The following is a 12,394-nucleotide window of genomic DNA, read 5'->3' as shown; positions in this document are numbered from 1 at the left end:
TTGAGCTACTTCTGAGCTTGCGCGGGGGTGTACGGGGTGGGAACGGGTGGTTGCTCCCCTTCAGGGCGCGAGGACGCCGGAGTCACGGCGCGAGGACGTCCAGCTCCTTGAGTGCGCCGACGGCGATCTGGCGGGTCAGCTCCTCGGCGCGGGCCGCGTCCCGCTCCCGTACCGCCTCGGCGACCTGGACGTGGAGGGTGACGGCGGCCGGGTCCGGGTCCTCGAACATCACCTGGTGGTGGGTGCGGCCGGTGAGCACCTCGGCGACCACGTCGCCAAGCCGGGCGAACATCTCGTTGCCGGAGGCCTCGAGGACGACCCGGTGGAAGGCGACGTCGTGGACGAGGTAGGCCTCCAGCTGCCGGCCGCGCGAGGTGGCGACCATGCCGAGCGCCTGCTCGGTCAGCTCGCGGCACTGCGCGGGAGTGGCGTGGAGAGCCGCGAGGCCGGCCGCGACCGGCTCCACGGCGGAGCGCAGGACGGTGAGCGAGCGCAGCTGGCGGGGGCGGTCGGCACCGGCCAGGCGCCAGCGGATGACCTGGGGGTCGTAGACGTTCCACTGGGCGGTCGGCAGGACGGTCACGCCGACGCGCCGCCGGGACTCGACCAGGTGCATGGACTCCAGGACGCGCACGACCTCGCGGACCACGGTCCGGGAGACGTCGAAGCGCTGCGCCAGTTCGTCGGTGCGCAGCACGCTGCCGGGCGGGTACTCCCCCGCGGTGATCGCGAGGCCCAGCGTGGCCAGCACGTGCGAGTGGAGCCCCGCGGCCGGTGTCGTCATGGGGTCAGCCTATGCGGCGGGGCGATCATCGATCGAAAAGTATGACTTTTATGTCACAGACTCTTGAATACGTCGTACCCAATGGGTTTCATAAGCGCGACGGAATCGATGTCGAAGAAGACAGCGAGGCACCACGCATGAGCAGCACCCCCCTGACGGCACCTCCGGTCGTCGTCGTGATGGGCGTCGCGGGCACCGGCAAGACCACCATCGGTCCGCTGGTCGCCGAGGCGCTCGGCGTCCCCTACGCCGAGGGCGACGACTTCCACCCGGCGGCGAACGTCGCCAAGATGTCGGCCGGCGTCCCGCTCGACGACGAGGACCGCGGTCCCTGGCTCGACGCGATCGGACGCTGGGCGCACGGCAGAGCCGGACGGGGCGGCGTGGTGAGCAGCTCCGCGCTGAAGCGGATCTACCGCGACCGGCTACGGGCGGCCGCACCGGGCGTGGTCTTCCTCCATCTGACCGGCGACCGCGAGCTGATCGAGAGGCGGATGGCCGAGCGCAAGGGTCACTTCATGCCGACCGCGCTGCTCGACTCGCAGTTCGCCACCCTGCAGCCGCTGGGGGACGACGAGGCCGGTGTCGCCGTCGACGTCTCCGGCTCCCCCCAGGAGATCGCCGCGCGCGCCGTGACCGCGCTGCGCCGCATCACCCCCTGACGCCGGGCCGGCACCGTCCCGCTCGAGCAGTTCCCTCCCCGTACGCCGGGCACCGCGCGTCCCCGGAACACTCCCCCGTGCCGCGCGCGCACGCCCCCCCCGCCCCCCGTCCCCTAAGGAACCACCGTGACCAGTCTCAGCGTCGAGACGCTGGCAGCGGACGCCGTCGAGCCGATCACCTCGGCCGGCAACGCCCAGCTCGGCATCGCCGTGCTCGCGGGCATCGCCGTCATCGTCCTGCTCATCACCAAATTCAAGCTCCACGCCTTCCTGGCGCTGACCATCGGCTCGCTGGCCCTGGGCGCGTTCGCCGGGGCGCCGCTCGCGGCGACCATGGACTCCTTCACCTCGGGCCTCGGCAAGACCGTGGCCGGCGTGGGGGTGCTGATCGCGCTCGGCGCGATCCTCGGCAAGCTGCTCGCCGACTCCGGCGGCGCGGACCAGATCGTCGACACGATCCTCGCCAAGGCGAGCGGCCGGGCCATGCCGTGGGCGATGGTGCTCATCGCCTCCGTCATCGGCCTGCCGCTCTTCTTCGAGGTCGGCATCGTGCTGCTGATCCCGGTGGTCCTGCTGGTCGCCAAGCGCGGCAACTACTCGCTCATGCGGATCGGCATCCCGGCGCTGGCCGGCCTGTCGGTGATGCACGGGCTGATCCCGCCGCACCCCGGCCCGCTGGTCGCCATCGACGCGCTCGGCGCCGACCTCGGCGTCACGCTCGCCCTGGGCGTGCTGGTCGCCATACCCACCGTGATCATCGCCGGTCCGCTCTTCTCGCGGTACGCCGCCCGCTGGGTGGACATCCCGGCCCCCGAGAACATGATCCCCAGCCGTCCCTCGGAGGACCTGGAGAAGCGTCCCGGCTTCGTCGCCACGGTCTCGACCGTGCTGCTGCCCGTCGCCCTGATGCTGGTCAAGGCGCTGGTCGACATCGTCGTGGACGACCCGGACCACCCGGTGCAGAAGGTCACCGACGTCATCGGATCGCCGCTGATCGCCCTGCTCGCGGCCGTTCTGGTCGGGATGTTCACGCTGGGGCGGGCGGCCGGCTTCACCCGGCAGCGGCTCTCCACGACCGTCGAGAAGTCCCTCGCCCCGATCGCGGGCGTGCTGCTGATCGTCGGCGCCGGCGGCGGCTTCAAGCAGACCCTGATCGACGTCGGCGTGGGCCAGATGATCCTGGACTTCTCCGAGAACTGGTCGATCCCCGCCCTGCTGCTCGGCTGGCTGATCGCGGTGGCGATCCGTCTCGCCACCGGCTCGGCGACGGTGGCGACGATCTCCGCCGCCGGCCTGGTGGCCCCGCTCGCCGAGGGCATGGGCACGAGCGAGACGGCCCTTCTGGTGCTGGCGATCGGCGCCGGTTCGCTCTTCTTCAGCCATGTGAACGACGCCGGGTTCTGGCTGGTGAAGGAGTACTTCGGGATGACCGTCGGTCAGACGATCAAGACCTGGTCGGTGATGGAGACCATCATCTCGGTGGTCGGCATCGTCTTCGTCCTGCTGCTGTCCCTGGTGTTGTAGGCGGTCCGGCGGGCCTGCGGAACTCGCGGCGAGGGCCGGTCATGGCTGACAGACTGTCGGCCATGACCGGCCCTCACGCGCTCAAGCCGTTCCTGCTCGCCTACCCCGGGCCGCTGCGCGACCGACTCGTCGCCGCGGTGCTCACCGGGGAGAAGGTCTCCACCACCGGCCTGCTCGCCGAGTGGGAAGCCGAGAACGAGGAGCTGCCCGAGGTCGGCGAGCGCTCGGCGCTCATCGACTCGGACGGGCGCGCGGTCGCGGTGGTGGAGGTGACCGGGGTACGGGTGCTGCCGCTCGGCGAGGTCGGCCTCCGGCACGCGCGCGACGAGGGCGAGGGTCACACGTCGGTGGCCGCGTGGCGGGCCGACCACGAGCGGTTCTGGCACTCGGAGGAGATGCGGGAGGCGCTGGGCGACCCGGACTTCACGGTGGACGACACGACGCTCGTGGTGGCGGAGCGGTTCCGGGTCGTGGAGGCGCTCCCGCCGTCTTGAGACCGGCCGGTCCGGCGTCCCCGCCCGACGACCGCCCCGCCCGACGACGGCCCGGTCCGGCCGCCGCGTCCGGTTCCGGAGGCCCTCGCGGGCCGGCTGCCCTGGTCGGTCCGGTGCCGGCGGACCGGCCGGACGCCCGTCAGATGACCGCCTGCGCCGCCGCCCGGCCCGCCGCGCGGCCCGAGAAGACGCAGCCGCCGAGGAAGGTGCCCTCCAGGGAGCGGTAGCCGTGCACGCCTCCGCCGCCGAAGCCGGCCGCCTCGCCCGCCGCGTACAGGCCGGGGAGGGGTTCGCCGCCCTCCGTCAGGACCCGTGAGGAGAGGTCGGTCTCCAGGCCGCCGAGCGACTTGCGGGTGAGGATGTTCAGTCGTACGGCGATCAGCGGGCCGGCCTTGGGGTCGAGGATGCGGTGCGGGGCGGCGGTGCGGATCAGCTTGTCGCCCAGGTACGTCCGGGCGCCCCGGATCGCCGTGATCTGGAGGTCCTTGGTGAAGGGGTTGGCGACCTCGCGGTCGCGGGCGGTGATCTCGCGGCGCAGTTCCGCCTCGTCGACGAGCGGTTCGCCGGTGAGCGCGTTCATGCCCCGGACGAGCGCGGACAGGTCGTTCTCGACGACGAAGTCCACCCCCTTGTCCATGAACGCCTTCACCGGGCCGGGGACGTCCGCCCGAGCGCGGCCGATGACGTCGCGGATCGACTTGCCGGTCAGGTCGGGGTTCTGCTCGGAGCCGGAGAGAGCGAACTCCTTGCCGATGATCCGCTGGTCGAGGACGAACCAGGTGTGGTCGTACCCGGTGCGCGTGATGTGTTCGAGCGTGCCGAGGGTGTCGAAGCCGGGGAAGAGGGGGACGGGCAGCCGGCGGCCGCGCGCGTCCAGCCAGAGCGAGGAGGGCCCCGGCAGGATGCGGATGCCGTGGCGGGCCCAGATCGGGTTCCAGTTCTCGATGCCCTCGGTGTAGTGCCACATCCGGTCCCGGTTGATGTGGTGGGCCCCCGCGTCTTCCGCGATGCCGAGCATCAGCCCGTCGACATGGGCCGGGACTCCGGAGAGCAGCTTCGCGGGAGGGGTGCCGAGCCGCTCGGGCCACTGCGCGCGGACGAGGTCGTGGTTGCCGCCGATGCCGCCCGAGGTGACGATCACCGCCTGGGCGCGGTAGGAGAAGGCGCCGGTGGCCTCCCGGCTGCTGGCCGTGCCGCGTACGGCGTCCGAGGGTTCCAGGATCTCGCCGCTGACCGTGTCCACGGCGCCGGCCGTGCGGCCGAGACCGGTCACGCGGTGGCGGAAGCGGAACCGGACGCGGCCGGTGGCGACGCCCTCGCGGACCCGGCGTTCGAAGGGCGCGACGAGTCCGGGACCGGTGCCCCAGGTGATGTGGAAGCGGGGCACCGAGTTGCCGTGGCCGATCGCGCCGTACCCGCCGCGCTCGGCCCAGCCGACGACGGGGAAGAAGCGCACCCCGCGCGCGTGGAGCCAGGACCGCTTCTCGCCGGCCGCGAAGTCGACGTACGCCTCCGCCCACTTCCTCGGCCAGTGGTCCTCCTCGCGGTCGAAGCCCGCGGTGCCCAGCCAGTCCTGGAGGGCCAGGTCGTGGCTGTCCTTGATGCGCATCCGGCGCTGCTCGGGGGAGTCGACGAGGAAGAGCCCGCCGAAGGACCAGTGGGCCTGTCCGCCGAGGGACTGTTCGGGTTCCTGGTCGAGCAGGATCACGCTCCGCCCGGCCTCGACCAGTTCGGCGGTGGCCACGAGCCCGGCGAGGCCGGCTCCGATCACGATCACATCAGCGTCGTACGACATGGACCGAATCTTGGATACACCGATGTATCCAGTCAACCGTCCGGGACGGTTCGGCCTCTTCCGATGTCCCGAGGCGGGGTGTTCGACGCGGTGATGACGGGCCCCGGGCGGCGTGCACGGGCCTGCCCTGCCGCTCCGGCGAGGTCGCGTACGTCCCGTGCCGACGGGGCTGGTTGGATGGCGTCATGAGCCCCGAGGACGAGGTACTCGACGTCGTCGACGAGCACGACCGGGTGGTCGGGCGGGCCCCGCGCGGCGAGGTGTACGCCCGGGGCCTGATCCACCGCTGCGCCTTCATCCGGGTCCGGGACGCCGAAGGCCGGACCTTCGTCCACCGCAGGACCCCGACCAAGCTGGTCTTCCCCTCGCTGTACGACATGTTCGTCGGCGGGGTGGTCGGCGCGGGCGAGTCCTACGACGCGGCCGCACTGCGCGAGGCCGAGGAGGAGCTGGGGGTGCGCGGGCTCCCCCGGCCCGAGCCCGTGCTGCGCTTCCTGTACGACTCCGGGGGCGTGGCCGGGAAGTGGTGGTCGGCGGTCTACGAGGTCCGGTGCACGCTGCCGGTGAAGCCCCAGGTGGAGGAGGTGGCCTGGTACGGCTTCCTCACCGACGCAGAACTGGAGCGGCGCCTGTCGGAGTGGGAGTGGGTGCCCGACGGGCTCGCCGCGTACCACCGGCTGCGCGCGCCGGGCGGGCCGCGTGGCGGCGGATAGGGTGCGCGGGTGAGCGACTTCGTACAGAGCCTGCGCCTGTGGTTCGCGCCCCAGCGGATCAGGGAGGAAGGGGACACCCCCGACTACCGCTTCTCGCTGGCCAACGAGCGGACCTTCCTGGCGTGGATCCGGACCTCGCTCGCGCTCGTCGGCGGCGGGTTCGCCGTCGATCAGTTCCTGCCAGACCTGCGCTGGGGGGTGCGGGTCGGGCTGGCGCTCGCCCTGCTCGCCGCGGGGGTGCTGTGCGCCCTGCGGGCGGTGAACCACTGGGTGCGGTGCGAGCGGGCGATGCGACGCGGTGAGGATCTGCCGGTGTCGAGGTTCCCGACGGTGCTCGGTCTCGCGGTGGCCCTCGTGGCGCTCGCCATGGTGGTGCTCATCGTCTTCGGGTGGGCCGGGCGGTGAACCGGGCGGCCCGGGTGACCGAGGCCAGGGATCCGGGGCTGCAGCCCGAGCGGACCCGGCTGGCGTGGCGCCGTACGACACTGGCCTGCACGGTCGTCGCGGTGCTCGCCGTGAGGGCGGGGATCGACGACGAGATCACGGCGGAGGGGCTGGTGGGCATGGCGCTGTCGGCCCTGGTCTGGCTCGGCTTCCTGGCCGTCGCCCACCGCCGTATCCGGTCCCTGGACGCGCCCCGGCCCGGAGCACTCTCCCGCCGGGGCGCCCTGCTGGCGGCGGGGTGCGCGGTCGCGCTGGCGGGGTTCGCCGTCGCGGTGGTGCTCTAGGGCGTGTCACGGCGGAACGGGAGCGGGCCGGCCGAGCCCCGTGGGCCGGGGGCGGTCGAGGCGGGCGGACCGAGGCGCTAAGGCGAGCGCACGGCGGAGTGGGAGCCGGCGTACGGCGGAACGGGGACGACGCCCGGGCGCCCGACGGGCCGTGCGGCCGTCAGTCGGGCCACTCCACCGTGACCACCACCTTGCCGTTCAGGCCGCCCTCCGCGTTGGCGCGCTGGGCGTCGGCCGCCTGCTCCAGCGGGAACGACTTCGCGACCTGTACCGACAGGGCCCCCTCGTCGACCAGTCCGGCGAGCGCGGCGAGGTCGTCGGCGTCGGGGCGGACCCAGAAGTAGCGGCCGCCGAGGCCGATGACCTCGCCGTCGGCGATGGAGGCCAGGCGCCCCTCGGGGGCCAGGACGTGCGGGGTGATCTTGAGGAAGGCGCCGCCGATGGTGTCGACGGCCGCGTCCACGCCGTCGGGGGCGAGGGCGCGGACCTGGGCGGCGAAGGTGCCCTCGTCGTAGAGCACCGGCTCGGCGCCCAGTTCCCTGATGCGGTCCTGGCCCGACTCGCGCGCCGCGCCGATGACCCGGCAGCCGAGGTGCCGGGCGATCTGGACGGCCATGGAGCCGACCCCGCCGGCGGCCGCGTGCACGAGGACCGTCTCGCCGGAGCGGACGGCGAGCGCCCGGTGGAGTACCTGGTAGGCGGTGAGTCCGACCAGGGGCAGGGCGGCGGATTCCTCGTACCCCACGGTGCGGGGTTTGCGGGCGAGGGTGCGGACCGGGGCGGCGACGTACTCGGCGAACGTGCCGTGGGCGAGGAAGTCCTCGCGGACGTAGCCCATGACCTCGTCGCCGACGGCGAACTCGACGACGGAGACACCGGGCTGGACGACGACCCCGGACACGTCCCAGCCCGGGATGACGGGGAAGACGGTGTCCAGCATGCCGTCCAGGTACCCGGCCTGGGCCTTCCAGTCCACCGGGTTCACGGCGGCGGCCCGCACCTTGACGAGGACGTCGTCGGGACCGACCTTCGGGTCGGGCCGCTCGCCGTACTCGAGCACCTCGGGTCCGCCGTACCGGCTGTAGCTGATCGCCTTCATACCCCGAACCTTCGAGGCGGCCCAGGCCCCCCGCAAGCCGGACGCCCCCGGCGGAGCGACCCGACACCCCCGCACGGAACCGGGATGACCCGGGCATACGGGACTAGCCTGGTGCCGTCCGCCGCACCCTCACAGAGGCGATGTCATGACCGTTCTCCATCACGAGCACCCGACGCACGAGCACACCCACGGGCCCGCCTGCGGCCATCCCGCCGTCGACCACGAGGACCACGTGGACTACGCGCACGACGGGCATCTGCACCGCGAGCACTCCGGCCACTGGGACGAGTGCGAGCGGACGGAGCACCTCGCGCACGACGGGCACACCCACGAGCACGGCCCGGAGTGCGGGCACACGTCGGTGATCCACGGTGATCACCTGGACTACCTCCACGACGGGCACCGGCACGCCTCGCACGACGGGCACTGGGACGACCACTGAACCCTTCCGGGCCGGGTCCGGCCGGCCCGGACCCGTAGGGGGCGTCCTGTCGATCGCGCCGCGACCCACTCGGCCGAACTCGGTCCGGTGACGCGCCGGATGACGGTTTGTCAGGTGATCGGCACGTTGTCACTCACGGGGGTGGACCCCGGGGACCAGTGAGCGCAGCAACGGGCCGGTCGCGGAGGGCGCCGCGCCGGACCGGCGGGAGAGTGTCGCTCGCTCGCTGCCCGCTCCGCGTGGGATCGAGGGCAGGCCCGATGAGAGACGGAGAGGTCGACATGCCCCTGTTCACATCTCGGCCGCGGACGGCGTACCGCCGGTTCGCGGCCCGGCGCCGGCGGTCACGGGCGGGCCGGGCCGGTGCCGTGGCGATCGCCTGTCTGGCGCTCCTCCTGACCCTGCCCGGCACGGCGATGGCGGCCCCGGGCGACCTGGACCCGGCCTTCAGCGGCGACGGCAGGGTGCTGACCGGCTTCGGCGGTGCCGACAGCGGCAACGAGATGGCGTCGGCCCCCGACGGCCGGCTCGTCGTCGCCGGCTCGACCGCCGACGACACCGCCGGTGACTTCGCGGTGGCCCGCTACCTCCCCGACGGCAGCCCGGACACCACCTTCGGCGGCGACGGGCGGGTGACCACCGACATCTCCGGTACCGGCATGTGGGACGACGCCTACGGGGTCGCGGTGCAGCCCGACCGGAAGGTCGTGGTCGTGGGAAGCAGCTGGATCGAGTACGAGAACTGCTGCTGGTTCACGGTGGTCCGGTACAACGAGGACGGCACCCTGGACGCCACGTTCGGCGGCGACGGCATCGTCACCACCGACTTCGGCAGCGGTCCGAACGAGGCCTACGAGGTGGTCGTGCGGCCCGACGGCAGGATCCTCGCCCTGGGCGTCTCGGGCGGCACCTTCGCGCTGGCCCAGTTCAACGCCGACGGCAGCCCGGACACCTCCTTCGGCGGCGACGGCGAGGTGACCACCGACCCCGCCCCGGGCTCGGGCGAGGAGGGGGGCTCGGGCCGGACCCTGGCGTTGCAGCCCGACGGCAAGGTCGTCGCCGGTGGCGAGGTCGGCACGACCCGCTTCGACTTCGCCCTGATCCGCTACCTCCCCGACGGCAGCCTGGACACGACCTTCGACGGCGACGGCATCGTGCGGACCGATTTCGGCGACTACGAGACCGTGGAGGCGCTGGCCGTCCAGCCCGACGGCAGGATCGTCGCCGCCGGCGGCGACTCGATGGCCCGGTACCTGGCCAACGGCGCTCTCGACACGGGCTTCGACGGCGACGGCAGGGTGAACCTCCCGGCTCCCGTCGCCGACATGGTGCTGCCGTCCGACGGCAGGATCGTCCTCGTCGGAAGCAACGGTCCCGGCGGCGACTTCGCCGTCCTCCGTCACCAGCCGAACGGCGGCCCGGACACCTCCTTCGGCGGCGACGGCATGGTGACCACCGACTTCGGCGGCTCCGACCGGGCGCGCGGGGTGGTCCTGCAGTCCGACGGCAGGATCGTCGCCGCCGGTGCGGGCGGGCCGGACGCCGACTTCGCGCTGGCCCGCTACGAAGGCGGCGGCACCGCCCCGCCGCCCGCACAGGCCGACCTCTCGGTGACGACGTCCGGGACGGCCCAGCTCACCCTCGGCGACCGGATCACCTACACCGTGCGGGTGACCAACTCCTCCGGATCCGGCGCGTCGGCGACCGGCGTCACCCTGTCCGACACCGTCTCCGGAGCCGGTGCGACGGTGGTGTCGGCCACGACCTCCAGCGGTAGCTGCACCCGCACCTTCACCAGCGCGCACTGCACGCTCGGCTCGCTGCTCCCGGGCGGGACCGCGATGGTCGCCGTGACCGTGGAACCCCGGTCCACCGGCACCCTCACCCAGCGGGCCACGGTCGACGCGACGGAGGACGACCCGGTCCCGGCGAACGACACCGCCACCACGACGACGACCGTGAACAACAACCGGGGCTGCACGATCATCGGCACCAGCGCGGGCGAGACGCTCGTCGGCTCGGGCGCCAACGACGTGATCTGCGGCCTCGGGGGCAACGACACCATCCGCGGGGGGAACGGCAACGACACCCTCTACGGCGATGTCGGCAACGATAGCGTCGACGGCGGCAACGGCAACGACACCCTGTACGGCGGCAGTGGGAACGACGGCCTGACCGGCTCCTACGGCACCGACCGGCTCAACACCGTGGACAGCGTGTCCGGCAACGACACGGCCAACGGCGGCCCGAACACCGACACCTGCACGACGGACGCGGGCGACACCCGCATCAGCTGCCCCTGAGGGTGCCTGCCGCTCGTCGCCGTGTCACGGAGGGGCCGGCCCGCACCCGGGCCGGCCCCTCCGGCGTCGAAAGAGGCGTGGGGGGGAGCTAGAAGCCCTTCACCACCCAGTCCTGGACGTCGGGCGTGGGGCTGCCCTGGGTCCACAGGGTCAGCCAGACGCCGTTGCCCAGGGAGTTGCCCTTCGGCGTGATGGCCTTGCCGTAGGCGTTGACGGCGCTGCCGTCCGCCGACGGGGAGAACCGCTGGACGTCGCTGGCGGGGTTGCACGTCCACAGGGTCAGCAGGGCGCCGTTGGTGTCGGCCCCGTTGGCCTCGGGGGTGATGCACTTGCCGCTCGCCTTGTGGACGATCAGACCGTTCTCGTACTTCCACCGCTGGACCTCCGACCCCGTGCAGGCCCACACGGTGATCGGGGTGCCGTTGGCGGTGCCGTTGCCCTGCGGCGTGGCGCAGACGGAGCCCGCCTGATGGAAGTTGGTGAGCCAGCTCCAGCCGTCGACGGGCTTGCCGGCGTCGGGCTCGACGTTGAACACCACCCGGCGCGGTCCGCTCGCGTCCACCAGTGCCTCGTTGGCGCCCCAGAGCCGCTTGGCGGACGGGTCCCAGGAAAGGCCCTGGGTGAGGTGCGGCGACTGGGTGAGGACGTGGGGCGCCTCGCCGGGCTTGGCCACGTGGACGCAGGAGTAGAGCGAGGTGCCGCCCGGCCAGTAGGAGGGGCAGGTACCGCTCATGTAGTAGCTGGTGCCGTCGGTGGCCGTGCCCTGGATGCCCCAGACGGGAGAGGTGTAGCCCGTGGTCTCCGAGGCCACCGTGGTGGGGGTGCCGGCGCCGAGGGCCGAGAGCGGCCAGCGGACGATCCGGGCGCCCGCGCCGCTCCTGTTCTCCACCGAGACCAGGGCCGGGGTCGCGCCGGAACGGTCGACGCTCAGGCTGCTCAGGCACAGCTCGGCGTTGACGGACGGGCCGCAGGCGCGGGGGTTGCCGTTGACGTACGCCGTGGCGGGGTTGTCGACCGCGGCGGTGCTGATGGTGCTGTAGCGGGCGACGAGCGGCATGGCCCAGAGGTGGAAGCGGGCGGACGTCCTGCCGTCGGCCAGACGGGTGAGAGCGCTGGTGGTGTCGTTCATGCGCCACATGCGCGTCAGGTCGAACACCTGCAGTTCCGCGCCGTTGGCGACGAACAGCCTGTTGCCGTACCAGGCGACGCCGTCCGCGTGCGAGATGTACTCGAGCGGCTTGAAGTTGCCCGCGACCGGCTCGACGAGCGCGATGTGCCCGTACCTGACCTGGCCGCCGGTCGACTCCGCGATCGAGACCCTCGCGTAGTCCTCGATCGTGGTCGGGTCGCGGTCCTTGACGTACGTGCCGTGGTACCAGGAGGTGACCGTCAGGGAGCGGCCCGCGTACAGCCCGTCGGCGGTGGCAGCATGCGAGCCGGCGAAGCCCTGCGGCATCCAGCCACCGCCGGCGTCGGCGTAGTTGGACCGGTCGTCGGCGTCGTCCCAGCAGAACCCGTCGGGCTTGAGGGCGCCGTTGAGTCCGGTGGCGTGACAGAGGCCCGGGCGTCCCGTGCGGGTGCCCAGGACGTCGGTGACGGACGCCTTGGCGACTCCGGCGGCCTCGGCGGAGGTGATGAGGTCGGTCTTGTCCCCGTCCACGCGCTTGAGCGTGAAGTTCGCGGCGAACGGTTCCAGACCGGAGGCGGCTTGGGCGGGCTGGGCGGGGAGCAGCACGGAGGCGGCCACGGCCGCCCCGAGCGAGAGCCGAACAAGGCGACTTCTTCGTCCGAACGTGAGTTTCATTCGATCAACCTAGCCGCCGCCGACTTGTCATGATCATCTTATTCAC

At 72.6% G+C, this 12,394-nt stretch carries 12 protein-coding genes; 8 read left to right on the top strand and 4 right to left on the bottom strand.

Going from position 1 to position 12,394, the window contains the following annotated elements; genetic code table 11:
• Positions 1–82: 82 nt before the first annotated feature.
• A complete protein-coding gene (locus tag ACZ68P_RS18785) occupies positions 83–784 on the bottom strand; it encodes a FadR/GntR family transcriptional regulator (protein WP_471007428.1) in 702 nt (233 codons plus the stop codon).
• 137 nt (positions 785–921) lie between these two features.
• Between ACZ68P_RS18785 and ACZ68P_RS18780 the strand changes: the two genes are divergently transcribed.
• From ACZ68P_RS18780 to ACZ68P_RS18770, 3 genes are all read left to right on the top strand, one after another.
• The gene (locus tag ACZ68P_RS18780; protein ID WP_471007426.1) at positions 922–1,446 is read left to right on the top strand and encodes a gluconokinase; all 525 of its coding nucleotides are present in this window, start codon (positions 922–924) and stop codon (positions 1,444–1,446) included.
• Positions 1,447–1,572: 126 nt separating this feature from the next.
• Complete coding sequence (locus ACZ68P_RS18775; protein ID WP_471007423.1) at positions 1,573–2,970, top strand: GntP family permease; 1,398 nt, start codon at positions 1,573–1,575, stop codon at positions 2,968–2,970.
• Between the two features lie 62 nt (positions 2,971–3,032).
• Positions 3,033–3,464 carry an ASCH domain-containing protein gene (locus ACZ68P_RS18770; RefSeq protein WP_471007421.1) on the top strand — a complete coding sequence of 144 codons (432 nt, stop codon included), beginning with the start codon at positions 3,033–3,035 and terminating at the stop codon, positions 3,462–3,464.
• A 139-nt stretch (positions 3,465–3,603) separates the two neighbouring features.
• On the opposite strand, the gene ACZ68P_RS18765 is transcribed toward ACZ68P_RS18770, so the two are convergent.
• On the bottom strand, positions 3,604–5,259 hold the full coding sequence (locus tag ACZ68P_RS18765; RefSeq protein WP_471007419.1) for an FAD-binding dehydrogenase: 1,656 nt from the start codon (positions 5,257–5,259) through the stop codon (positions 3,604–3,606).
• A gap of 185 nt (positions 5,260–5,444) precedes the next feature.
• Between ACZ68P_RS18765 and ACZ68P_RS18760 the strand changes: the two genes are divergently transcribed.
• The 3 genes from ACZ68P_RS18760 to ACZ68P_RS18750 are packed head-to-tail and all read left to right on the top strand — an operon-like array spanning position 5,445 to position 6,700.
• Positions 5,445–5,972, top strand: coding sequence for an NUDIX domain-containing protein (locus ACZ68P_RS18760; RefSeq protein WP_471007417.1), 528 nt, complete (start codon positions 5,445–5,447; stop codon positions 5,970–5,972).
• A gap of 9 nt (positions 5,973–5,981) precedes the next feature.
• Entirely contained in the window at positions 5,982–6,377 is a 396-nt protein-coding gene (locus ACZ68P_RS18755) for a YidH family protein (RefSeq protein ID WP_365719163.1), read from the top strand.
• The gene (locus tag ACZ68P_RS18750) at positions 6,362–6,700 is read left to right on the top strand and encodes a DUF202 domain-containing protein (RefSeq protein WP_365719165.1); all 339 of its coding nucleotides are present in this window, start codon (positions 6,362–6,364) and stop codon (positions 6,698–6,700) included. The genes ACZ68P_RS18755 and ACZ68P_RS18750 overlap by 16 nt, the downstream gene beginning before the upstream one ends.
• A 160-nt stretch (positions 6,701–6,860) precedes the next feature.
• Here the strand turns inward: ACZ68P_RS18750 and ACZ68P_RS18745 are convergent, their stop codons facing one another.
• On the bottom strand, positions 6,861–7,799 hold the full coding sequence (locus ACZ68P_RS18745; RefSeq protein WP_471007415.1) for an NADP-dependent oxidoreductase: 939 nt from the start codon (positions 7,797–7,799) through the stop codon (positions 6,861–6,863).
• A gap of 145 nt (positions 7,800–7,944) precedes the next feature.
• Here ACZ68P_RS18745 and ACZ68P_RS18740 point away from each other — a divergent pair, with 145 nt between their 5' ends.
• Entirely contained in the window at positions 7,945–8,241 is a 297-nt protein-coding gene (locus ACZ68P_RS18740; protein WP_471007413.1) for a hypothetical protein, read from the top strand.
• A gap of 281 nt (positions 8,242–8,522) precedes the next feature.
• The gene (locus tag ACZ68P_RS18735; protein WP_471007411.1) at positions 8,523–10,544 is read left to right on the top strand and encodes a calcium-binding protein; all 2,022 of its coding nucleotides are present in this window, start codon (positions 8,523–8,525) and stop codon (positions 10,542–10,544) included.
• 88 nt (positions 10,545–10,632) lie between these two features.
• On the opposite strand, the gene ACZ68P_RS18730 is transcribed toward ACZ68P_RS18735, so the two are convergent.
• Complete coding sequence (locus tag ACZ68P_RS18730; protein WP_471007409.1) at positions 10,633–12,348, bottom strand: RICIN domain-containing protein; 1,716 nt, start codon at positions 12,346–12,348, stop codon at positions 10,633–10,635.
• Positions 12,349–12,394: the final 46 nt, after the last annotated feature.

The sequence above is a fragment of the Streptomyces sp. NPDC036822 genome, assembly GCF_055609145.1.
The sequence above is the reverse complement of the archived record's forward strand: the minus strand, read 5'-3'. Positions and strand labels throughout refer to the sequence as shown.

Coding starts and splice junctions, on each gene's coding strand:
- ACZ68P_RS18765 (WP_471007419.1), bottom strand. CDS start 5,259: ATGTCGTACGACGCTGATGTGATCGTGATCGGAGCCGGCCTCGCCGGG.
- ACZ68P_RS18785 (WP_471007428.1), bottom strand. CDS start 784: ATGACGACACCGGCCGCGGGGCTCCACTCGCACGTGCTGGCCACGCTG.
- ACZ68P_RS18740 (WP_471007413.1), top strand. CDS start 7,945: ATGACCGTTCTCCATCACGAGCACCCGACGCACGAGCACACCCACGGG.
- ACZ68P_RS18780 (WP_471007426.1), top strand. CDS start 922: ATGAGCAGCACCCCCCTGACGGCACCTCCGGTCGTCGTCGTGATGGGC.
- ACZ68P_RS18770 (WP_471007421.1), top strand. CDS start 3,033: ATGACCGGCCCTCACGCGCTCAAGCCGTTCCTGCTCGCCTACCCCGGG.
- ACZ68P_RS18730 (WP_471007409.1), bottom strand. CDS start 12,348: ATGAAACTCACGTTCGGACGAAGAAGTCGCCTTGTTCGGCTCTCGCTC.
- ACZ68P_RS18760 (WP_471007417.1), top strand. CDS start 5,445: ATGAGCCCCGAGGACGAGGTACTCGACGTCGTCGACGAGCACGACCGG.
- ACZ68P_RS18745 (WP_471007415.1), bottom strand. CDS start 7,799: ATGAAGGCGATCAGCTACAGCCGGTACGGCGGACCCGAGGTGCTCGAG.
- ACZ68P_RS18735 (WP_471007411.1), top strand. CDS start 8,523: ATGCCCCTGTTCACATCTCGGCCGCGGACGGCGTACCGCCGGTTCGCG.